19 protein-coding genes, 1 tRNA gene and 1 pseudogene are annotated in these 20,109 nt (G+C 61.8%); 14 read left to right on the forward strand and 7 right to left on the reverse strand.

Features of this window, described 5'->3' with window-relative positions:
* Window positions 1-111 precede the first annotated feature (111 nt).
* From RHIZ70P_RS02370 to RHIZ70P_RS02385, 4 genes are all read right to left on the reverse strand, one after another.
* Window positions 112-1,137 (reverse strand): histone deacetylase family protein, encoded by a 1,026-nt coding sequence (locus RHIZ70P_RS02370; protein ID WP_115668762.1) that lies wholly within the window; start codon window positions 1,135-1,137, stop codon window positions 112-114.
* Between the two features lie 121 nt (window positions 1,138-1,258).
* Window positions 1,259-1,624, reverse strand: a complete 366-nt coding sequence (locus RHIZ70P_RS02375; RefSeq protein WP_115668763.1) for a hypothetical protein — start codon at window positions 1,622-1,624, stop codon at window positions 1,259-1,261.
* A gap of 135 nt (window positions 1,625-1,759) precedes the next feature.
* The gene (locus tag RHIZ70P_RS02380; RefSeq protein ID WP_115668764.1) at window positions 1,760-2,281 is read right to left on the reverse strand and encodes a GNAT family N-acetyltransferase; all 522 of its coding nucleotides are present in this window, start codon (window positions 2,279-2,281) and stop codon (window positions 1,760-1,762) included.
* Window positions 2,282-2,303: 22 nt separating this feature from the next.
* Window positions 2,304-2,882 carry a helix-turn-helix domain-containing protein gene (locus tag RHIZ70P_RS02385; protein ID WP_115668765.1) on the reverse strand — a complete coding sequence of 193 codons (579 nt, stop codon included), beginning with the start codon at window positions 2,880-2,882 and terminating at the stop codon, window positions 2,304-2,306.
* A 265-nt stretch (window positions 2,883-3,147) separates the two neighbouring features.
* Between RHIZ70P_RS02385 and RHIZ70P_RS02390 the strand changes: the two genes are divergently transcribed.
* The 4 genes and pseudogenes from RHIZ70P_RS02390 (at window position 3,148) to RHIZ70P_RS02405 (ending at window position 7,038) form a co-directional block, all read left to right on the forward strand.
* A complete protein-coding gene (locus RHIZ70P_RS02390; protein WP_115668766.1) occupies window positions 3,148-4,410 on the forward strand; it encodes an MFS transporter in 1,263 nt (420 codons plus the stop codon).
* 94 nt (window positions 4,411-4,504) lie between these two features.
* Window positions 4,505-6,328 (forward strand): translation elongation factor 4, encoded by a 1,824-nt coding sequence (lepA, locus tag RHIZ70P_RS02395; protein ID WP_115668767.1) that lies wholly within the window; start codon window positions 4,505-4,507, stop codon window positions 6,326-6,328.
* A 182-nt stretch (window positions 6,329-6,510) separates the two neighbouring features.
* Window positions 6,511-6,741 carry a type II toxin-antitoxin system CcdA family antitoxin gene (locus RHIZ70P_RS02400; RefSeq protein ID WP_115668768.1) on the forward strand — a complete coding sequence of 77 codons (231 nt, stop codon included), beginning with the start codon at window positions 6,511-6,513 and terminating at the stop codon, window positions 6,739-6,741.
* Window positions 6,741-7,038 (forward strand): annotated as a pseudogene (locus RHIZ70P_RS02405) (CcdB family protein). Before RHIZ70P_RS02400 ends, RHIZ70P_RS02405 begins: the two are co-directional and overlap by 1 nt.
* A 9-nt stretch (window positions 7,039-7,047) precedes the next feature.
* On the opposite strand, the gene RHIZ70P_RS02410 reads toward RHIZ70P_RS02405, so the two are convergent.
* Window positions 7,048-7,539, reverse strand: a complete 492-nt coding sequence (locus RHIZ70P_RS02410; protein ID WP_115668769.1) for an acyl-CoA thioesterase — start codon at window positions 7,537-7,539, stop codon at window positions 7,048-7,050.
* 601 nt (window positions 7,540-8,140) lie between these two features.
* Complete coding sequence (locus RHIZ70P_RS02415; protein WP_115668770.1) at window positions 8,141-8,848, reverse strand: type 1 glutamine amidotransferase; 708 nt, start codon at window positions 8,846-8,848, stop codon at window positions 8,141-8,143.
* Between the two features lie 131 nt (window positions 8,849-8,979).
* Between RHIZ70P_RS02415 and RHIZ70P_RS02420 the strand changes: the two genes are divergently transcribed.
* The gene (locus RHIZ70P_RS02420) at window positions 8,980-9,285 is read left to right on the forward strand and encodes a SelT/SelW/SelH family protein (RefSeq protein ID WP_115668771.1); all 306 of its coding nucleotides are present in this window, start codon (window positions 8,980-8,982) and stop codon (window positions 9,283-9,285) included.
* A 60-nt stretch (window positions 9,286-9,345) separates the two neighbouring features.
* Here the strand turns inward: RHIZ70P_RS02420 and RHIZ70P_RS02425 are convergent, their stop codons facing one another.
* Window positions 9,346-9,825, reverse strand: a complete 480-nt coding sequence (locus RHIZ70P_RS02425) for a BA14K family protein (protein WP_115668772.1) — start codon at window positions 9,823-9,825, stop codon at window positions 9,346-9,348.
* A 331-nt stretch (window positions 9,826-10,156) separates the two neighbouring features.
* Between RHIZ70P_RS02425 and RHIZ70P_RS02430 the strand changes: the two genes are divergently transcribed.
* The 9 genes from RHIZ70P_RS02430 (at window position 10,157) to RHIZ70P_RS02470 (ending at window position 20,054) form a co-directional block, all read left to right on the forward strand.
* Window positions 10,157-10,243, forward strand: a tRNA-Leu gene (locus tag RHIZ70P_RS02430).
* Between the two features lie 194 nt (window positions 10,244-10,437).
* Complete coding sequence (locus tag RHIZ70P_RS02435; RefSeq protein WP_115668773.1) at window positions 10,438-11,631, forward strand: tyrosine-type recombinase/integrase; 1,194 nt, start codon at window positions 10,438-10,440, stop codon at window positions 11,629-11,631.
* Window positions 11,632-11,713: 82 nt separating this feature from the next.
* Window positions 11,714-12,775, forward strand: coding sequence for a hypothetical protein (locus RHIZ70P_RS02440; protein WP_115668774.1), 1,062 nt, complete (start codon window positions 11,714-11,716; stop codon window positions 12,773-12,775).
* 102 nt (window positions 12,776-12,877) lie between these two features.
* Window positions 12,878-13,084 (forward strand): helix-turn-helix transcriptional regulator, encoded by a 207-nt coding sequence (locus tag RHIZ70P_RS02445; protein WP_115668775.1) that lies wholly within the window; start codon window positions 12,878-12,880, stop codon window positions 13,082-13,084.
* Entirely contained in the window at window positions 13,085-13,567 is a 483-nt protein-coding gene (locus RHIZ70P_RS02450) for a helix-turn-helix domain-containing protein (RefSeq protein WP_115668776.1), read from the forward strand. It begins immediately after the preceding gene.
* Complete coding sequence (locus tag RHIZ70P_RS02455; RefSeq protein ID WP_115668777.1) at window positions 13,564-14,664, forward strand: tyrosine-type recombinase/integrase; 1,101 nt, start codon at window positions 13,564-13,566, stop codon at window positions 14,662-14,664. Before RHIZ70P_RS02450 ends, RHIZ70P_RS02455 begins: the two co-directional genes overlap by 4 nt.
* A 62-nt stretch (window positions 14,665-14,726) precedes the next feature.
* Window positions 14,727-16,337, forward strand: a complete 1,611-nt coding sequence (locus tag RHIZ70P_RS02460) for a site-specific DNA-methyltransferase (protein WP_115668778.1) — start codon at window positions 14,727-14,729, stop codon at window positions 16,335-16,337.
* Between the two features lie 4 nt (window positions 16,338-16,341).
* Window positions 16,342-17,400 (forward strand): virulence RhuM family protein, encoded by a 1,059-nt coding sequence (locus RHIZ70P_RS02465; RefSeq protein WP_115668779.1) that lies wholly within the window; start codon window positions 16,342-16,344, stop codon window positions 17,398-17,400.
* Complete coding sequence (locus tag RHIZ70P_RS02470; protein ID WP_115668780.1) at window positions 17,397-20,054, forward strand: DEAD/DEAH box helicase; 2,658 nt, start codon at window positions 17,397-17,399, stop codon at window positions 20,052-20,054. Before RHIZ70P_RS02465 ends, RHIZ70P_RS02470 begins: the two co-directional genes overlap by 4 nt.
* Window positions 20,055-20,109: the final 55 nt, after the last annotated feature.

Here is a 20,109-nt window from a genome sequence, read left to right on the forward strand (position 1 = left end):
CGAGTATGCGCCTTTGCGGCCGGCGATTATTGATTGAAGTCAACTGCGGGAACAAAGGATTCCGGCAAGCCGACCGTCCGCGTCAGGTCGCCTGCGGCATGGCCGGACACCTCAGGCCTCCAGACCTTTCAGCACATTGGCGACGTTCAAGCCGATCTCGGGCACGCCATAGCCGCCCTCCATGACGGTCAGGATCGGCAGGCCGGTCGCGGCGATCATCTCGCCCATGCGGATATAGTCGGGGCTCTTCAGCTTGAAGAAGCTGATCGGGTCCTGCTCGAAGGTATCGACGCCGAGCGAGACGACGATCGCCTCGGCACCATAGGCCTCGATGCGCTGCAGCGCATCGGCGAGCGCCGCAGCCCAGACCTCCCAGGTCGTGCCCGCCGGCATCGGATAATTGGCGTTCAGCCCCTCGCCGTCACCCTCGCCGGTCTCGTCGGCATAGCCGAGGAAATAGGGGAAGGCATCGACCGGATCGCCGTGCAGCGAGGCGAAGAAGATGTCGCCGCGATTGTAGGTGATGTCCTGCGTGCCGTTGCCGTGGTGGAAGTCGACGTCGAGGATCGCGACCTTCTTCGCCCCGTGATCGAGCAGGCGCTGGGCGGCGACCGCGGCATTGTTGATGAAGCAGTAGCCGCCGAACAGGTCGATACCGGCGTGATGGCCCGGCGGGCGGCAGAGCGAGAACGCGAAGCGGTTGCCGGCATTCAGCCAGTCGGCCCCCGAAAGCGCCACGTCCATCGACGAGATCGCCGCCTCGTAGGTGCCCTTGGAGATCGCCGTCTCGACCGAATTGGCATAATAGCCGACAGCGCCGTCGATGTTGTTGGGCACGCGATTGCGGCTGCGGCGATAGGCAAAGGCCGTCGGGATCGCCTCGCCGGGGAAGCCTTGAGCGCTCCAGCGGTCCCAGCAGGTGCGCAGGAATTCGAGATAGTCGGCGCCGTGCACCATGAGCGCGGTCTCGAGCCCGTGTTCCTCGGGCGCAACAACGTCGGCAAAACCCGCTTGCCTGACCGCCTCGAGAATCCATTCGGCGCGGAACGGCCCCTCGAAGGGCTTCACCAGGATGCCGCCATGCAGCTCGGTCTTGGCGTCGCGCAGCTTGTGCTTCTCGGAATAGATGACCCGCATGATTGTTGACGTTCCCCTTGTAATCTTGAGTGGAACGTAACGTCATCCGCGCCCGCTCGGCAAGACGGACACAAGGTCATTTCCGGTCGGATGACCAAAATTTCATCCGACCGGAACAGGCTTACGGGACGAGGTTGATTTCCTCGGTCTCTCCCCCGGTGCAGGTGTAGCAGCAGTCGGAGCAGTTCTCGGCATTTTCCGGCCCAGTGCCCCAGTAAGTCCCCTGATCGCCGGAAACCCAGGCGCCGTAGCAGATCTGCTCGCCTTCGTTGCAGGACAGCGGGATCTCCTTGGTCTCGCCGTCATCGAGATAATAGACTTCGTTGCCGCCCGGCCAGACGTGGTTTCGGTCCTGGCTGTAGAGTTCGACCTCGACGGCATTCGGATGGCTGTTGCGCATGATGAACGTCACGTCGGCAGCCGAAGCCGGCAGTGCGGAGCCAGCAAGCGTGCCTGCGAGAAGGACGAGAGCCGCGGCGCGGCGCATCCCGGTAGAAAGCGAAGTCATTGAGGTACCCCCGGTTCTGGAGACCCGAACGGTCGGGCCTTGCCATTGCTAGCACGACGCGGCGGGCCTGAGGGAGGGGGCCCGAGCCATGGTCCGCGGACAATTTTTGGGTGTTTAGCCGATCTGCTTGTAGAAGATCGTCGTGTCGCAGTAGCGCCCATCCGGGAACAGCGCATAGTTCGGGATCACCCCGGTCCGGCTCCAGCCGAGCTTCTCATAGATCTTCTCCGCCGGCTCCCCCGTCGCGGTATCGAGCACCAGAAGCGTGCGGCCGGCTTCAGCCGCCGCCTTTTCCGCCGCCTCCATCAGCCGGCGCGACAGGCCGAGCCCGCGGGCCCGGCGATGCACCAAAAGCTTCATCAGGTCGCCGCGATGCGGCTGGTTGGGTTTGCTGGCGAACCCGACCTGGACCGTCCCGACCACCCGCCCGTCATCGCCCTCTGCGACGACCAGCAGAACCTCGCCGCGCCCGACGGCAGCCGCCACCCCCTGCCAGAAGGGAAGCGCGTCCTTAGGCCGATAGGGCGACATGAAGCCGAGCGAGGCGCCGCCCTCGACGCAATCGGCGAGCACCTCGCAGAGGTCGGGAAGGGCGGCCAAGGCTTGTTCTTCGTTCAGCAGGCGGATGGCGGTCATCAGGCGCTCCAGAGGCAGTTGTTCAGCGGTGGCCGAGATCGATGATCACGGCATAGCGGGCGGGCTTGTCCGTCGGGTTCCTGAACCCGTGGACGTCGCCGACATTCATGAAGAGACAGTCGCCGGCAGTAAGCCGGTGCACCGCCTCGCCGACGGAAAGCTCCATCTCGCCCTCGAACAGCCAGACATGCTGCGACTGGCTGCGGCTCGCCTGCTGGCCGGGAAAGCGCACCTCGGCGCCGGCGGGGAACTCGACCTCGACCACGTCGACGCGGCTGCCCGTTCCGCCCGGCGAAACGACCCTACGCAGGTAGCCGCTTTCCGGATCGCGCCAGACCGGCTGGTCGGCCCGCCGGGCGAGCGGTGAAACCTCTGCCCCGCTGGTGGCGAAGAAGACCGAGAGCGACACACCGAGCGCCGAGCAGAGCCGCGCCAGAAGCGCCGCCGTCGGGCTCGCCTCGCCGCGCTCGACCCGCGAGATCATCGCCCGGCTGACGCCGGACAGTTCCGCCAGCTGGTCGAGGGTCAGGCCGCGCTCGGCACGAAGCGCATTGAGGCGGGTGCCTATATGGCGCGCCAGGTCGGCGTCATCATTTTCCATTATCATAGAATGACGTAGTCATATGCTGGAGTCAAGGCCCGCGCCGGCCTTTGCGTCCTCAGCGCCGGGGCTTCAGCCGAACCCTCGCAATCCCGCGGCGCGCGGACTGGGCCGTCCGGGAAACCACAGCCGGCGTCGCGGCGACGCTATCGCGACCCTTTTCCTTCGGCTAGAAAGACTGGACGGTCTCCTCCCGGCGACCGTTTCCGCATTCCACCGCCTTGCCGGGCGCCGATCCGGCGTCGCCATTCTCCAGGAAGACCCGATGACCTCTGAGGAAGCCAGGGCGAATTCGCCCCTCTCCGTCGCCAGCATCGTTGCCTCGATGACGGCGGTGGCGCTCGGCAACGGGGTGATGTCGGCCTATGTTCCCTTCGTCCTGACCCGCAGCGACAGCCCTTCCTGGGCCGCGGGCGCGGCGATCACCGCGGTCGCCTTCGGCGGGCTCGTCGGCTGCGTCGTCGCCGGTCCATTGATCCGCCGGGTCGGTCATGCGCGGCTTTTCGCCGCCTCGATGGCGCTCGTCATCCTCGGGGCACTGTTGATCGCGATCGGCGTCAACCCGATCCTGTGGATCATCGGTCGCCTGCTCTACGGCATGGCCGGCAATACCAATTTCATCATCGCGCAGAGCTGGCTCAACCATGCCGCCTCGAACGAGTGGCGCGGCAAGGCCATGTCCTTCTTCTACATGGCCTATGTCGTGGGGTTGGGGGTCGGCGCCTTCGCCTTCGGCCAGCTGCCGGCCGAGGGCAATCTCGCGCCGCTCGTCACCATATTCTTCACCGCGCTCGCCATCCTGCCGATCAGCCTGACGCGCCTGCCCACCCCGCCGGCGCCGGCCAGTGTCAGCGTCGACATCAAGATGGCCTGGCGCAATTCCCCCGTCGGCTTCATCGGCGTTCTCGCCGCCGGCGGCCTGTCGATGATGGTGCAAGGTTTCACGCCGATCTACGCCGCAGGCAACCAGGTGTCGCAGGGCGAGGTCGCCCTTCTGATGTTCGTCATGCAGCTCGGCATGCTGTTCATCCAGTATCCGCTCGGCGCGCTTTCGGATCGCATGGATCGTCGCCTGGTCCTTATGTTTACCTGCGGGCTGATCGCCGTCATGGCCGTCGTCGCGCTGTTTGCCTCCTTTGCCCAGCTGCTGCTGCTGATGATCGTCTTCGCCATCTGGGCCGGCGCGGTCGAGACCGTCTATTCGATCGCCAATGCCCATGCCAACGACCGCACCAAGCCCGAGGATTTCGTGCCGCTGGCCTCGACCCTGCTGGTCGCCTGGTCGGCCTCGGCAACGCTGGTGCCACTGTTCGTCACGCTGGTGACGCCGGTCTTTGGACCCAAGACCTTCATCTATGCCGCCATGGCGGTCGCGGCAGCCTACGGCGCGTTCATTCTGATGCGGCTCAAGGGCCGCGAAGCCGTTCCGCCGGATGAGCGCGAGGGTTTTGAAATGCTGAGCGCCCAGGTGCCGAACGCCACCGTCATCACCGAGCCGGACGACGGCCGTGGCGACAGAGGCCGCTGACGGGGCTATAAGCGGACAAAACCCATCATCAGGGTGAACAAAACCCTGCTTTTCCGCTTTGCGGGCTCAAGCGCCGCTGCTATATGCGCAAGCCATGAGCACAGAAACCCGCACACCCCTCGACCATATCCGCAACTTCTCGATCGTGGCCCATATCGACCACGGCAAATCGACGCTGGCCGACCGTCTGATCCAGACGACCGGCGGCCTTGCCGAGCGCGACATGTCCGAGCAGGTGCTGGATTCGATGGATATCGAGCGCGAACGCGGCATCACCATCAAGGCCCAGACGGTGCGACTGCACTACAAGGCCAATAATGGCGAGACCTATGTGCTGAACCTGATCGACACGCCCGGCCACGTCGACTTCGCCTATGAGGTTTCGCGCTCGCTGTCCGCCTGCGAAGGGTCGCTTTTGGTCGTCGATGCCTCTCAAGGCGTGGAAGCGCAGACGCTCGCCAATGTCTATCAGGCGATCGACAACGATCACGAGATCGTCACGGTCTTGAACAAGATCGACCTGCCGGCGGCCGAACCCGACCGCATCAAGGAGCAGATCGAGGAAGTGATCGGCATCGACGCCTCCGAGGCCGTGCTGATTTCCGCCAAGACGGGCTTGGGCATTCCCGACGTGCTGGAAGCCATCGTCCACAAGCTGCCGCCACCGAAGAGCGAGCTTGGCGAAAAAGGCCCGCTGAAGGCGCTGCTGGTCGACAGCTGGTACGACACCTATCTCGGCGTCATGGTCCTGGTGCGCGTCATCGACGGTGTGCTGACCAAGGGCCAGACCATCCGTATGATGGGCACGGACGCCAAGTACCAGGTCGAACGCGTCGGCGTGCTGACCCCGAAAATGCTGGCCGTCGATTCGCTCGGCCCCGGCGAGATCGGCTTCTTCACCGGCTCGATCAAGGAAGTGGCCGATACCCGCGTCGGCGATACCATCACCGAGGACAAGCGCCCGACGGCAAAGGCGCTGCCGGGCTTCAAGCCGGCGCAGCCGGTTGTGTTCTGCGGCCTATTCCCGGTCGACGCCGCCGATTTCGAGGACCTGCGCGCCGCCATGGGCAAGCTGCGCCTCAACGACGCCTCCTTCTCGTTCGAAATGGAAAGCTCGGCAGCCCTCGGCTTCGGTTTCCGCTGCGGCTTCCTCGGCCTGCTGCACCTGGAGATCATCCAGGAACGCCTCGAGCGCGAATTCGACCTCGACCTGATCGCCACCGCCCCATCGGTCGTCTACAAGCTGAAGATGACCGACGGCACCGAGCGCGAGCTGCACAATCCGGCCGATATGCCGGACGTCGTCAAGATCGCCGAGATCCGCGAACCGTGGATCAAGGCGACGATCCTCACCCCCGACGACTATCTCGGCGGCATCCTGAAACTCTGCCAGGACCGCCGCGGCATCCAGACCGAACTCACCTATGTCGGCAAGCGCGCCATGCTCACCTATGAGCTGCCGCTCAACGAAGTGGTCTTCGACTTCTACGACCGCCTGAAGTCGATCTCCAAGGGCTATGCCTCGTTCGACTATCATCTGGCCGACTACCGCGAGGGCAATCTCGTCAAGATGTCGATCATGGTCAACGGCGAGCCCGTGGACGCGCTGTCCATGCTGGTCCACCGCTCGGCGGCGGAAAAGCGCGGCCGCGACATGTGCGAAAAGCTGAAAGACCTGATCCCGCGCCACATGTTCAAGATCCCGATCCAGGCGGCGATCGGTGGCAACGTGATCGCCCGCGAAACCATCTCGGCGATGCGCAAGGACGTCACCGCCAAGTGCTACGGCGGCGACGCCAGCCGCAAGCGCAAGCTGCTCGACAAGCAGAAGGCGGGCAAGAAGCGCATGCGCCAGTTCGGCAAGGTCGATATCCCGCAGGAAGCGTTCATCGCCGCACTGAAGATGAGCGACGAGTGATCCTCGCCTTCTCCCGCGGGGAGAAGGTGGCCCGAAGGGCCGGATGAGGGGGCTGTTCCGCCTGTCCATCGGGATCATCACGCGCCCTCAACATCATAGAAATGGCAAGGCCGGCGCAGCGCCGGCCTTTTGCGTTGCCCCCGCGACTGCGCTATAGTTCCGCCGTTCCGATGGAGAGTGCGATGAGTTCGAACATCCGCAAGGCAACCGATGTCCCGCTTGACGAAACGCTGGTCACGGAAGCCCGCGTGCTCGGCCTCGACGTGTCCGATGCGGCCGAGAAGGGGCTTGCCCGCGCCGTCAAGGCGGAGAAGGAACGGCTCTGGCGGATCGAGAACGCCGACGCGATCCGGGCGGAGCGCGAATATGTCGAGAAGCACGGATTGCCTTTCGCCAAGTATCGGCAGTTCTGATGAGCCGGTTCCGCGTCTTTCGTCTGAGGGCCGGAAACATGCTCGCGGTCGACCTTCAGTCCGACCTTTTGGATCAACTTCCGTCGCGAATTATGGCTCCCTTGCTCCCTGTCCGACATGCCTTGGACGATGACGCGCCTTACGCCCCGCTTTGTGATTGACGGCCAGCCCTATGTGATGGCGACACATCGCATGGCCTCCGTCCCGACCTCCGAGATCGGCCCGATGGTTACAGACCTCTCGCACCGATCCGATGAAATCACCGTCGCGACGGACTTCCTGTTCCAGGGCTTCTGAGCGCCCCCCTCACTCCGCCCCGGCCTTGGCCTTCTCGAAGCGCGCCTCGAATTCGCGCCTCAGTGCCCGGCGTTCTTCCGCCGCGCGCTTGCGCCTGGCCTTCATCTCGCTGTCGATCACCAGTTCCGGTACCGTGGTCGGCTTGCCGGCCTCGTCGACGGCGACCATGGTGAAATAGCAGGAATTGGTATGGCGGCGCTCGCCGCTGCGGATGTCCTCGGCCTCGACGCGGATGCCGATTTCCATCGAGGTGCGGCCGGCATAGTTGACCGAGGCGAGGAAGGTGACGAGTTCGCCGACATGGATCGGCTGGCGAAACACCACCTGGTCGACCGACAGCGTCACCGCATATTGCTGGGAAAAGCGCGAGGCGCAGGAATAGGCGACGCGGTCGAGCAGGTTCAACAGCGCGCCGCCATGCACCTTGCCGGAAAAATTCGCCATGTCCGGCGTCATCAGCACGACCATGTCGAGCTGGCTTGGATCGTGGGCGCGGTTCATGCGGTGTCCTTTCCGGCTCGGCGTCAGGCGGCCCAGTCTAGGCGCCGAGTTCGGCGGTGAAAAGGGGGCAGGCGCAGGGAGAAGCCTCCCTTTGCGCCCCAGGACGGGGAAGCCTCTTCGCTCTTTCTCAATGAAATCAAGCCCCACCCGGAAATTTCATCCCCGCCCCTTTCCCCCCGCCTAGAATGGCCGCGTTCCGCCATCGGATGCATCGGGTCATGCGAACCCGGCGAGGCGGAACCGGTGCCGGGGGTGGGAGCGATCGCAGGCTTTCCGTCCTCGGGGCAGGATCAGGGACACCCCTCGCTGAACAAGCGACGTGCCTGTACGGCACCCAAACGGGCGTCAAGCCGTTGTCTCGTCGACGACGGAGCCCGTGTAGAGGAGTCGGATTTCCGTGCCAAAAATCACCGAACGGGGCGCCGCAGGGTGCCATATATTTTCTAACTTACGAGGCAGCTTGCAGCGCCCCGTCCGAACCCTTCGGCCAATCGCCGAAGAGCAACCGAAACCGATCAGAACCACGGGGCGAAACCGCCGGCGTGAAGGACAAGCCGTGTGCGGCCGCCACCTCGCCGCGGCCTGCCGTCGGCCGAATGCCTCAGATCAGCGCCACCCAGGCCCGGGCGATCGCCAGCCCGGCCGCGTCGGCATCGGGCCCATGCATCGCGGCATAGTCCGGATGACGCCGGAGCCAGCCGGGATGCTTCTTCTCGACCAGATCCGGAAACAGGCGGTTCCACTGGTCCACCACGCCGCGGTTTGCCTCGAAATGGAACTGCATGCCATAGGCCGCACGCCCGACCCGGAAGGCTTGGTGGTGGGCCGCGGCGTTGCGGGCGAGATGGATGGCGCCCGGCGGCAGAGTGAAGGTGTCGTCGTGCCACTGGAAGGAGAGAAACCCGCCTTCGTTGACCGCCGACAGCACCGGATCGGCACGCCCGGCCTCGGTGGGCTCGATCGCCTGCCAGCCAAATTCCGGCGCTGCCCCGATCAGGTTGTCGCCGCCAAAGGCGCGGGCCAGCAACTGGCTGCCGAGGCAGATGCAGAGCACCGCCCTGCCCGCCTCGCCATAGCGCCGCATCACCTCCGCAAGCGCCGGCAGGTAGGGATGCTTCGTGTCGTCCCGGGCGTTCTGTTCGCCGCCGAAGACGACGAGCGCATCGTGATCGTCGACCGAGCCTGGCAGCGCCTCGCCGGCATAGGCCCTGATCACCTCGACCGTCGCGCCGGCCTCCGAGAGCGCCACGCCCACCTGGCCTGGATCGGAATAGCGGGTATTTTCGATGATCGCGACGCGCCTTGTCATGCCATGGTCCTGTTTCGTTGACGGCGGGAGATGACCATGAGTGCGCTGACCGTTCAAGCCCTGCAGGCGCCCCGCCCTTTGCCGAGCGGCGGGGCGCGGCTATAGATCGTCCGATAACAACGGAGCGTCCCATGGACCGGAAACCCCGCATCACCATTCTCTACTGCACCCAATGCAACTGGCTGCTGCGCGCCGGCTGGATGGCGCAGGAACTGCTGCAGACCTTCGGCGACGCCCTGGGCGAGGTGGCGCTCATTCCCGGCACCGGCGGCAGCTTCGAGATCGGCATCGACGGGACGCTGATCTGGGAACGAAAGCGCGATGGCGGCTTTCCGGGGCCGAAGGACCTCAAGCAGAGGGTGCGCGATGTGATCGAGCCGGAGCGCGACCTTGGACACGTCGATCGGCCGAAGGGCGAAGGCCGTGCCGGGGACTGAGACGGAGACGGGCGGAGATTGCTCCCCGCCCGGTGCCCGAAGATCGACAGTCGGTTCCGCTCAATAATAGGGAGAGCGGCAGACCTTGAAGTAACCGCTGGTCGACAGGAAGCGGTTGGTCTGCGGATTGTACGAACGGTAGCGATTGAGGCACCATTCGACATGCCGGTTCCAGTTGCGCCCGCCATAGACCGGCGGTGGCGGCGGTGGAGGCCGGCGATAGATCGGCGGCGGTGGCGGTGGCGGGCGACGATAGCCGTCATCCCACCATACCGGCGGAGGCGGCGGCGGGCGGCGGTAGATCGGCGGCGGTGGCGGTGGCGGACGACGGTAACCGTCATCCCAGTCCGGCGGCGGGCGACGGCGGCGGGTGTCGTAGCAGCCGTAGCGGTCGCAGACGACCTCGACCTTCACCACATCCGAGGCTCCCGAAGCCGGCCGGGCGGACGGCGAAAGGCCGGATGCCGCCTGGGCCGGGACGGCGAAAAGGCCGGCCAGGCCGAGCAGCGAACCGAGCAGCATATGGGCCAGTTTGTTCATGGCGCTCCTCCAGTAAACGGGGCATTCGGCCTTGGCGGTGGACCATCCTCCGTCTTCGCCCGATGTCCGGCGATCCCGCCTCCCCCGCTGAAACGGCTGGCGAGCCGGCCTGCGGACAAGGCGAAACATACAAGCTTTCCCGAGCGATGATGGCTTTTCCAAGACCCCGCGTAAAGCGTCCGCGACCGCTTCGCATGCCCGAATGCCAAAAAAAATTGCGCCGTGAAAATCCGCATCCCAAGGCTTTCCGGGCGATGCTTGGGCAATTGACACGAAAACTTCAAAAAGCCAGTTGACAGCCGGAGTCCCTCCCCTTACATGGCTCCTCGTCGCCCAGATGGCGGAATTGGTAGACGCGCCAGCTTCAGGTGCTGGTACTCGAAAGAGTGTGGAGGTTCGAGTCCTCTTCTGGGCACCAAATTCCCGTTTCAGACCGTCCTAGATGGTCCAGAAGCAAAGAAAAAGGCCCGGTTTTCCGGGATTTTTTGTTGTCTAACGTCCAGTGACGTCCCGTTGCATCCGAAGATTTTGTTGGTAGCATCGTTGGTGCTTGGCAGAAAATGCCAACAGCGGCTTGGCCCGATGCCAACAGATTTGCGGCTGGATACCAACATGGCGCTCACCGACACTGCCTTAAAGGCCCTCAAACCAACAGAAAAACCAACAAAGCACAGCGACGGCGGCGGGCTGCACCTTCTGCTGTCTCCCAAAGGCTCGAAGCTGTGGCGCCTGTCCTATCGCTTCGATGGTAAGCAGCAGACGATGGCGCTGGGGGCATATCCAGCAGTCACGCTTGCCGATGCACGCCGGCACCGGGAAAACGTCAAGGCATTGCTGGCCAAGGGCATCAACCCCTCGCATCATGCGAAACTGGAGCGTATCACCAAGCGCGCCAGCAATGCCGTCACATTCAAGGCGGTGGCGGATGAGTACCTTCTGAAGATAGCGAAAGAGGGCAAAGCCGACACGACCCAGAACAAGAAGGAATGGCTGCTTGGCCTTGCCATGCCTGACATCGGTTCGCGGCCTGTGTCCGAAATCACCGCCGCCGAAATCCTTGTTCCGTTGCGAAGGATCGAAGCCAAGGGCAATTATGAAACCGCCCGGCGCGTTCGCTCCACCATCGGACAGATTTTTCGATACGCCATTGCCACGGCGCGCACCGACAACGACCCGACCTTCGGCCTGAAAGGCGCATTGACGGCGCCGGTTGTCTCGCATCGAGCCGCCGTCACCGACAAGAAGGCGTTCGGTGGACTGCTTCGCGCGATCTGGGCCTACGAGGGAATGCCGGAAACGCGCATGGCGCTGCAATTGATGGCCCTGCTCTATCCCCGGCCCGGCGAGCTTCGCCAAGCCGAATGGAGCGAAATCGATTTCGACAAGGCGATCTGGACCTTACCGGCGTCTCGCATGAAGATGCGCCGGGAGCACCGCAAGCCGCTGTCGGCCCAAGCTTTGGCAATCCTCGAAGAATTGCGCGCCCTGACCGGCGACGGGAAGCTGTTGTTCCCTGCCGTTACGTCGCGCACCGGCACGATGAGCGAGAACACCATGAACAGCGCGCTTCGCCGCATGGGCTTCACCCAAGACGAGGCGACGTCCCACGGCTTCCGGGCAAGCGCGTCCACATTGCTGAACGAAAGCGGCCAATGGGCGCCGGATGCGATCGAAGCGGAATTGGCCCATGTCGGCGCCGACGAGGTTCGCAAGGCCTATCACCGGGCGCTCTATTGGGACGAGCGCGTTAAGATGGCCGATTGGTGGGCTGGGGAAATCCACACGATGAAATCACAGGTGGAATAGGAGCAAGATTGGGCAACTGCCTCTTCTTTTGTCGTGGCCACCGCGTCTATGATCCCGCATCGGCAGCGGGACGGAATCGGCAATGCCAAGACTTGAACCCTTGTGGGCGCTTGACCCTGTTCTATATCTGATCTTGCAGCGCTACCCGATCTTGCGGTTCGGCGCTCGCTCTGAAAGCGTGGGGAAAGACTATGATCCGGCTTTCGAGGAAAAGAGGCAGACGGCCGAAGAGGAATCCAAAGCCTATCGCGACGAACTGGAGCAGCTTCCGACGGTCGAACTGAAAGCCCGAATTGCCGATGCCCGCAAGCGCGAAGCGGAGATCATCGCCGCGTCGAAAAAGCGTTTGGAGGACGAGCGCTTCTATAATCAGCCGGAGAGTACGGCCGATTTCAAATACTGGGCAAAGCTATCCTATTGGTCGCTCGAAGAGATCGTCGCGCTTTCCCTTGGCCGGGACCCGCGAAAGGTAAACTGGCAAATTATAGGCCGCTTCCACTTGGAATCCGAATTCGTCGCGGAATACAGTCAACGGAACACCATCGTCAGCCGTGCCAAAACGATGGGACAATTGTGGGATCAAACGATTCCCTTCATGGCAATCGCATGGGCTCGGCGAATGCGGTTTGATTTTCCGGAGGAGCTTGCAAGTGAAATCGAATCCCTTGGCATCCAAATTGCCGACTGGAAGAGCCTCTATGATCAAAAACAGAAAGCGTTGTCGGATCTAGAATCGGCTCTCGCAGAGGAACGAGAGAAATATTTGCAGGCCATGCAGCACAATTCGAAATTCCTGGACGAGTATTCGGCGAAGGCCAACAGCACGATTGACGGATACCAGATAAAAGTCGAGCGCATGAAAGCCGAGATTGCGGATCTTTCTGACGCGCTCAACCAAAAGCAAAAGTGCGGAAGCGACGCGCCGAACCGGGATGTTGGGACCCGCGAACGGGATAGTCTCTTGAAGCTTGTGCTGGGCATGGCGATCGATGGCTACGGATTCGATGTGAAAGCGGCAAGAAGCCCTACGGCTCGCGAGCTGTCCGACCACCTGCAAAGACTGGGCCTATCACTAAGCGACGACACAATCCGCGCCTATCTCAACGAAGCCAAAGCCTTGCTACCCGGCGATTTGCCCGAATAACACATCCCGAAACCGAATTCGGTTTGGCGTAAACCGAATTCGGCCAAGGCCCTTATCGGCCGACTTAGAACCACCTCAGTTCAACCAAGACGAGGTGGCACCATGCCGAACAATACCCATTTCCCCACGACCGGCTTCGTCCGGCTTTCCGCGATCATCGCGCCGAACGGGCCGATCCCTGTCAGCAAGTCCACATGGTGGGCCGGCATCAAGGACGGGCGGTTTCCGAAGCCGGTCAAGCTTGGCCCGCGCATCACCGCGTGGCGAGTGGAAGACATTCGATCGCTGATCGACAGCGGAGGCCGGTGAATGGCCGGGCGTCGCCCGAACCGGCGGGCGATCAAGCAGCATTACAGCTACACGACGGAAGAAGCGGCCAACGTCCTGGGTGTGGCGAAAGGCAGCGTGCGTCGATGGCTGAAAGCGGGATTGCCGTACCTTGCCGACCAACGGCCCTTCCTGATCCTGGGCGGCGATCTGCGCGCCTTTCTCGACAAGCGGGGCAAGCCGAAACAGCGATGCGGGCTTGCCGAATTCTTCTGCTTCCGTTGCCGCGAGCCGAAAGCCGCTGCCGGCGGATTGATCGACTATATCCCGCAAACGGCCCTCAGCGGGCAGCTCAGCGCGATCTGTGAAGAATGCGAAACGATCATGCACAAGAACGTCAGCGCCTCGAAGCTGGCTCTTCTGGAGCGCCAAGCAGCGGTTTCATTTCCCCAAGGTGATCCACGCCTAAACGAGATGGGCAATCCCCGTTGCAATGATCACTTCGAAAAGGAGCTGAAGGCATGAAGAAACACCACCCGAAAAACGAGCGGATCAAGCGCCGCTATTTCGATTACCTGAAGGAAGCGAAGAGAATGGATGTGAGCAGCATCGACATGGCCGCCGCCGCCATCGCGGGTTTTGAGCAATGGGCGAACTATCGGGATTTCGCGGGCTTCCACATCGAGCAGGCGAAGGGCTTCAAGGCGTACCTGGCCAAGCAGCGCAATGCGAAAACCGGCAGGCCGCTGTCCAAGGCGACGATCCATTCGCGGCTGATGACACTCAAAGCCTTCGTCTTCTGGCTTGCCGGCCAACCGGGCTACAGGTCGCGGATTTCCTATGCCGACGCGGACTATTTCAACCCAAGCGCCAATGACAGCCGCATTGCCACGGCCCGGCGCGACAAGAAGGTGCCGACATTGGAGCAGGTTCGACGCGTCATCTTCGCCATGCCGGCCGGCAGCGACGTGGAGAAGCGCGATCGGGCAATTGTTGCCTTCACGCTCCTGACCGGCGCGCGCGACAATGCGGTGGCGTCCTTCAGGCTGAAGCATGTCGATCTTGCCGCGCGAAGTGTGTTTCAGGATGCACGCGACGTAAGGACCAAGGGCCGCAAAACCTTCACTACCTTCTTCTTCCCCATCGGCGAAGACGTCGAAGCGGTGCTTGCCGAATGGATCGACCATCTGAAGAGCAAGCTATGGTTCGGCACGGATGATCCGCTGTTTCCGGCAACTAAGGTCGCGCTGACCAATGCCGGCCTGTTCGGCGCCGTTGGCCTTTCGCGCGATCACTGGAAGAACGCATCCGCCATTCGGCGCATTTTCAAAAGCGCCTTCGAGGCGGCGGGCCTGCCCTATGCCAATCCGCACAGCCTGCGGAATACGCTTGTCATGTTGGGCCTACAGCGTTGCCGCACGCCGGAAGAGTTCAAGGCCTGGAGCCAGAATCTCGGCCATGAGCAGGTGCTGACGACTTTCACCAGTTATGGCACGGTGGCGACCAGCCGGCAGGCGGAGATTATCACCGGATTGAAGGAGGAAGCGGCTGGTGCCGATCGGGCGGGCGACGACTTCGAACAGCTCGCCGCGCTTGTGGAACGAATGCGGAAGAAAGCGTGACAGGGCCAAATCCGGACTTTACAAAGCTGTCAGCGAACCAATGACAGATTGCAGGACCGGACATGCCCACACTCGACTGGATCGGCAAGAAAGCCGTCGTGAACCATCATCGCGAGGTTCCCTATCGGCTGATCCATTGCGACAAGGACAAAAGCCATGGCGACCCGGATGCCGGCAATCTGCTGGTGCAGGGTGACAATCTCGAAGCGCTGAAGGCGCTCTTGCCCTATTACGCCGGCAAGGTGAAATGCATCTATATCGACCCGCCCTATAACACCGGCAATGAAAGCTGGGTCTACAACGACAATGTGAACTCGCCGGAAATCCGCGCCTGGCTCGGCAGCGTCGTGGGCAAAGAAGCGGAAGACCTGTCGCGCCATGATAAGTGGCTGTGCATGATGTACCCGCGCCTTAAATTACTTAAGGAATTCCTTGTGGAAAGCGGTTCCATCTGGGTCTCGTGCGACGATAATGAGGGGCCGTACGCACGAATACTGCTAGAGGACATATTTGGTCGATCGAATTTAGTGGCGACCTTTGCGTGGGAGAAGGATAAAGGCCGCCGAGGCGATACAGACGTATCTGGTGCTCACGAGTACGTACATTGCTTCGCCAAAGACAAGGATATTTTCGCGAAGCAACGTAATCTGTTGCCTCGTTCCCTGCATCAGATTTCACGATACAAGAACCCTGACCGTGATCCGCGAGGGGTATGGCTCCAAGGCGACAATGGCACGGCTAAGAGTGGGACAGAGTCTCTGCGATTTCCCATAACACTGCCGTCTGGTCGCGTGGTACAGCCGCCGGAAGGCAACTACTGGCGGTTCTCGCAAAGCACCTTTGAAGACGCATTAGAAGAAAACCGAGTGTATTTCGGTGCCGACGGCGACAGCCTTCCGATCATTAAGAGATATCTGACTGACGTTCAGGATGGTGTCGTTCCGAGAACTTGGATACCCGGAGAGATCGGCGGAACCAATCAAAGTGCTAAGCGAGACCATCTGCGTAAGCTATTACCTGATCGAGAACCGTTTCAGACACCTAAACCGGAGGAACTTCTCTATTTCATCCTTCAGATTGCTTCGAGTCCGGCGGACTTGGTGCTTGACAGCTTCGCGGGCTCAGGGACGACAGCAACTTCAGCGATGAAAATGGGGAGGAAGTTCATCGCAGTAGAGATGGAGAGACACACGGCCGATTATGCGGTGCCCCGTCTGAAGAAAGTGGTTAACGGAGAGGATACTCGCGGCATCACAGGCGATACCGGCTGGCAAGGCGGCGGCGGCTTCCGTTTCTGCACCCTGGGCGAACCGCTGTTCGATGCCGACGGCAATGTCTCGCCGGCTGTCACCTTTCCCGACCTCGCCGCGCATGTGTTCTTCTGTGAAACCGGATCGCCGATCCCCAAGCGTGCCGACGGCGCCTCGCCGCTGATCGGTACGTTCCAGAACCGGGCGATCTATCTCTTGCATTCGGCGGAGGCCGTGGGCGTGGCGCGCGAACAGGCGGGCAATGTGCTGACGGGCGCGGTGCTCGAAGCACTGCCGCTGCCGGACAAGGATTTTGCCGGCGCGCGGATCGTCTATGCCGAGGGCTGCACGGTGCCGGATGACCGGCTTTCCGCCCTTGGCATCACGTTCAAGCAAATTCCCTATCAGATTGAGGGGATTTGAGGCGATGGGCGATGAAAAGCCGCCAATTGAGGGCGAAATTCTTCTCTATTCCGGGCCTGAAGGTTCGGTGCGCGTCGAAGTGCTGTTTGAGAACGAGAGCTTCTGGCTGACCCAGAAGCGCATGGCGGAATTGTTCGAAGTGACAGTTCCGACCGTCAACGAGCACTTGAAAAACACGTTCCGAACAGGCGAACTTCAGGAAGACTCAGTTATTCGGAAATTCCGAATGACTGCCGACGACGGAAAGAGCTATCTGACGAGCTTCTACAATCTCGACGCCATCATTGCCGTGGGCTACCGCGTCAACAGTCGCCGGGCGACACAGTTCCGCATCTGGGCGACGTCGGTCTTGCGAGAGTTCATCATCAAGGGTTTTGCCATGGATGATGAGCGATTGAAGCTCAACAAGCGTTTCAGCAAGGACTATTTCGACGAGCTGCTTGAGCGTATTCGGGAAATCCGGGCGAGCGAGCGGCGCTTCTATCTCAAGATCACCGACATTTATGAACAGTGCAGCTTCGATTATTCGAAGGATTCCGAGATCACGGAAACCTTCTTCAAGACGGTGCAGAACAAGCTGCACTGGGCGATTACCGGGCAGACGGCGGCGGAAATCATCAAAAAGCGCGCTGATGCCAGCAAGCCCAATATGGGCCTGACAACGTGGAAGAACGCGCCGGATGGCAAAATTCTGAAATCGGACGTCTCGATTGCCAAAAACTATCTCGATCAGGACGAAATCAAGGCACTTGAGCGCATCGTTTCCATGTATCTGGACTACGCCGAAAACCAAGCCGCGCGACAAATTCCGATGAAAATGGCCGATTGGATGGCCAAGCTCGACGCCTTCCTTGCCTTCAACGAATACGAAATTCTGAAGGACGCGGGCAAGGTCAGCCATGCGGTCGCCAAGGCTTTGGCCGAACAGGAATATGCGAGTTTTCGCGAGCTTCAGGACCGAAGCTTTGAAAGCGACTTCGAACGGGAAGCCGGGCGCATGATTTCCAAGAGCAAGGAAAAGCCGGTGACACGCGCCGCCAAACGGAAAGACGACGACCAATGAGCCTTCCGGTCTTTTCGCTGAAGAACTATCAGCTCCAGACGATCGCCAGCCTTCGCCGCTTTCTCGAAAAGACGGTGGAATTGAACGATGCCGACACGGCCTTCTATGCCCTGACCAAGCGGCCATTCTTTCAGCCGCCGGGCCTGCCGGGCCTACCTTACGTCTGCCTTCGCGTGCCGACCGGCGGCGGCAAGACGATTCTTGCCGCGCACAGCATCGCGGTCGCGGCCGATGCCTTCCTCCGATGCGACAATCCGACCGTGCTTTGGCTGGTGCCTTCCGATACGATCCGCGAACAGACGCTGGCGACGCTTTCGAGCCGGGCGCATCCGAACCGGCGGGCGCTGGCCGATCGGTTCGGCGAGAATGTCCGGGTGATGACCATTCAGGATGCGCTCTATGCCAAGCGCGCCGATTATGACGGCGGCGCCGTGGTGATCGTGGCAACCATTCAGGCCTTCCGCGTGGAAAAGACCGAAGGCCGCAAGGTCTATGAGGCCAATGGCGAGCTGATGGACCATTTCAGCGGCATTGCCAAGGAACAGCGCGCCATTCTCGAAGCCGGACCTTCCGGCGATCCGCTGCCGTCACTTGCCAACGTGCTGCGCATGCGCCGGCCCATGGTGATCGTCGACGAGGCGCACAATGCCCGCACCGACCTGTCCTTCGACACGCTGGGCCGGCTTTCGCCTTCGCTAATCGTGGAGCTGACGGCAACGCCGGTCACGCCGGACGAGCACAAGCCGGAAAAGGGCATCTACGCCTCGAATGTCCTGCACCATGTCTCGGCAGCGGAACTCAAGGCCGAAGAGATGATCAAGCTGCCGGTCATCCTGCGCGGGCGGGCCGATCCGCGCGACACGATCAGCGACGCCATGGCCTGGCTGGACGAGCTTTCGGCAACGGCGCGGGCCGAAGAGAATATCACGGGCGAATTCGTCCGGCCCGTCATGCTGCTTCAGGCCGAACCGCGCTCGAAGGAAAAGCCGACGCTGCACGCCGACGAGGTGAAGAAACTGCTGGTCGACGATTTCCGAGTGCCGGAAGAGCATATCGTGATTGCAACCGGCGACAGCAAAGGGCTCGATGGCGTCGATCTGTTCGACCGCGATTGCAAGGTACGCTTCATCATCACGCAACAGGCGCTGAAAGAGGGATGGGATTGCTCCTTCGCCTATGTGCTGTGTTCGGTTGCCGAGCAGAAATCGGCGCGGGCGGTGGAACAGCTTCTGGGCCGCGTGCTTCGCCTTCCCCACGCCAAGCGCAAGCACCATGAAGACCTGAACCGCGCCTTTGCTTTCGCCACCACCACAAGCTTTCAGAACGCGGCAAACACCCTTCGCGACGGGCTGGTGAACAACGGCTTCGAGCGCGTCGAAGCGCAAGCGCTGGTGCGGGCCGTTGCCGAGCCGCTGCACGGGCTGGAGCCGGGCGGGCTGGCGCATCTTCATGAAGAAGCCGTTCCGTTCGAACTGGACTTCCAAGCCTTCGAAAAGAACATTCATACGCTGACCGGCGGCCGTGTCGAATTCGATGCCGAACGGCAGGTCATCCGGGCGCGCGGCGCGCTCACCGACTACGACAAGACGGCGCTGCTTCTGGCCTTGCCCGATGCTGCCGCCGGCATGGTCGAAGCCCTTGTGCACAAGTCACGCGGCGCGCGGCTGAAGTCGATCGGCGAGGAACAGGACGCTATCCGCTTCGCGGTGCCGCGCCTTGCGGTGAAGACCGCGCACGGTTTGCAGCTCTTCGATCGCGGGCACTTCCTCGACATTCCCTGGAAGCTCGAAAACGACGATCCGGCACACATCATGGATTTCTTCGTTCCGCCAAGACAGGCCCGCGAGGAAGCGCATGTCGACGTGGATCAGTCCGGCCATGTCAATGTCGAGTTTGTCACCGACCTGCACGAACAGTTGATGCTCAACCTTCAGGAACGCGGCTGGACGAAGAATGCGCTGGTCAACTGGCTTGACCGGCGGCTTCCCTTCACGGCCCGGCGGGACATTACCCGCATTTCCTCGACGCTCTTCATTTCCAAGGCGCTGGACCTGATTTCCGCACAAACCGGCATGTCGCTCGAAGCCTTGGCGCGGGCGAAGTTTCGGCTTGTCGAAGCGCTGGTGAAGGTGATCGCCAAGCACCGCGACGGCCGCGAAACTCAAGCCTTTCAACAGGCGCTCATTCCACAAGGTGGGCTGGACTTCAAGACTAGCGCCGAGCTGGAGCTTGTCTTCGAGGAAAGCCGCTATGCCTATCGCGAACCCTACAAGGGGCGGACGGATTTCAGGAAGCATCTGTTCCGCGTGATCGGCGATCTGGAGCCGACCGGCGAGGAGCACGAATGCGCGGTCTATCTGGAGCGCATGCCGGAAGTGAAGGCATGGGTGCGCAATACGTCTCAACAGCCGAATTCGTTCTGGCTTCAGACGGCAACGGACAAGTTCTATCCCGATTTCGTCGCCCTGCTTTCCGACGGGCGCGTTCTGGTGATAGAATATAAAGGTGCGCCCTACTTCACCAATGACGACTCGAAGGAGAAGCGGCTTGTCGGCGAGTTGTGGGCAGACCGTTCCGGCGGCTCTTGCATCTTCGCAATGATCGAAGGCAAGGAATTCAGCCGGATCGATGCCGCAATCCGCAAGGGTGGCTGACTTTATTGGGGATAACCCGAAAAGATGGGCAGCAAGGCAAGCGAGACGACAGGGA

The organism is Paenirhizobium selenitireducens ATCC BAA-1503 (assembly GCF_900492185.1).
In the GTDB taxonomy this organism is placed as follows: Bacteria; Pseudomonadota; Alphaproteobacteria; order Rhizobiales; family Rhizobiaceae; genus Allorhizobium; species Allorhizobium selenitireducens_A.

Excerpts from the sequence above, each read along its gene's own strand:
- RHIZ70P_RS02370 (WP_115668762.1), bottom strand. The coding sequence starts at position 1,137 with ATGCGGGTCATCTATTCCGAGAAGCACAAGCTGCGCGACGCCAAGACC.
- RHIZ70P_RS02375 (WP_115668763.1), bottom strand. The coding sequence starts at position 1,624 with ATGCGCCGCGCCGCGGCTCTCGTCCTTCTCGCAGGCACGCTTGCTGGC.
- RHIZ70P_RS02380 (WP_115668764.1), bottom strand. The coding sequence starts at position 2,281 with ATGACCGCCATCCGCCTGCTGAACGAAGAACAAGCCTTGGCCGCCCTT.
- RHIZ70P_RS02385 (WP_115668765.1), bottom strand. The coding sequence starts at position 2,882 with ATGGAAAATGATGACGCCGACCTGGCGCGCCATATAGGCACCCGCCTC.
- RHIZ70P_RS02390 (WP_115668766.1), top strand. The coding sequence starts at position 3,148 with ATGACCTCTGAGGAAGCCAGGGCGAATTCGCCCCTCTCCGTCGCCAGC.
- lepA (WP_115668767.1), top strand. The coding sequence starts at position 4,505 with ATGAGCACAGAAACCCGCACACCCCTCGACCATATCCGCAACTTCTCG.
- RHIZ70P_RS02400 (WP_115668768.1), top strand. The coding sequence starts at position 6,511 with ATGAGTTCGAACATCCGCAAGGCAACCGATGTCCCGCTTGACGAAACG.
- RHIZ70P_RS02410 (WP_115668769.1), bottom strand. The coding sequence starts at position 7,539 with ATGAACCGCGCCCACGATCCAAGCCAGCTCGACATGGTCGTGCTGATG.
- RHIZ70P_RS02415 (WP_115668770.1), bottom strand. The coding sequence starts at position 8,848 with ATGACAAGGCGCGTCGCGATCATCGAAAATACCCGCTATTCCGATCCA.
- RHIZ70P_RS02420 (WP_115668771.1), top strand. The coding sequence starts at position 8,980 with ATGGACCGGAAACCCCGCATCACCATTCTCTACTGCACCCAATGCAAC.
- RHIZ70P_RS02425 (WP_115668772.1), bottom strand. The coding sequence starts at position 9,825 with ATGAACAAACTGGCCCATATGCTGCTCGGTTCGCTGCTCGGCCTGGCC.
- RHIZ70P_RS02435 (WP_115668773.1), top strand. The coding sequence starts at position 10,438 with ATGGCGCTCACCGACACTGCCTTAAAGGCCCTCAAACCAACAGAAAAA.
- RHIZ70P_RS02440 (WP_115668774.1), top strand. The coding sequence starts at position 11,714 with ATGCCAAGACTTGAACCCTTGTGGGCGCTTGACCCTGTTCTATATCTG.
- RHIZ70P_RS02445 (WP_115668775.1), top strand. The coding sequence starts at position 12,878 with ATGCCGAACAATACCCATTTCCCCACGACCGGCTTCGTCCGGCTTTCC.
- RHIZ70P_RS02450 (WP_115668776.1), top strand. The coding sequence starts at position 13,085 with ATGGCCGGGCGTCGCCCGAACCGGCGGGCGATCAAGCAGCATTACAGC.
- RHIZ70P_RS02455 (WP_115668777.1), top strand. The coding sequence starts at position 13,564 with ATGAAGAAACACCACCCGAAAAACGAGCGGATCAAGCGCCGCTATTTC.
- RHIZ70P_RS02460 (WP_115668778.1), top strand. The coding sequence starts at position 14,727 with ATGCCCACACTCGACTGGATCGGCAAGAAAGCCGTCGTGAACCATCAT.
- RHIZ70P_RS02465 (WP_115668779.1), top strand. The coding sequence starts at position 16,342 with ATGGGCGATGAAAAGCCGCCAATTGAGGGCGAAATTCTTCTCTATTCC.
- RHIZ70P_RS02470 (WP_115668780.1), top strand. The coding sequence starts at position 17,397 with ATGAGCCTTCCGGTCTTTTCGCTGAAGAACTATCAGCTCCAGACGATC.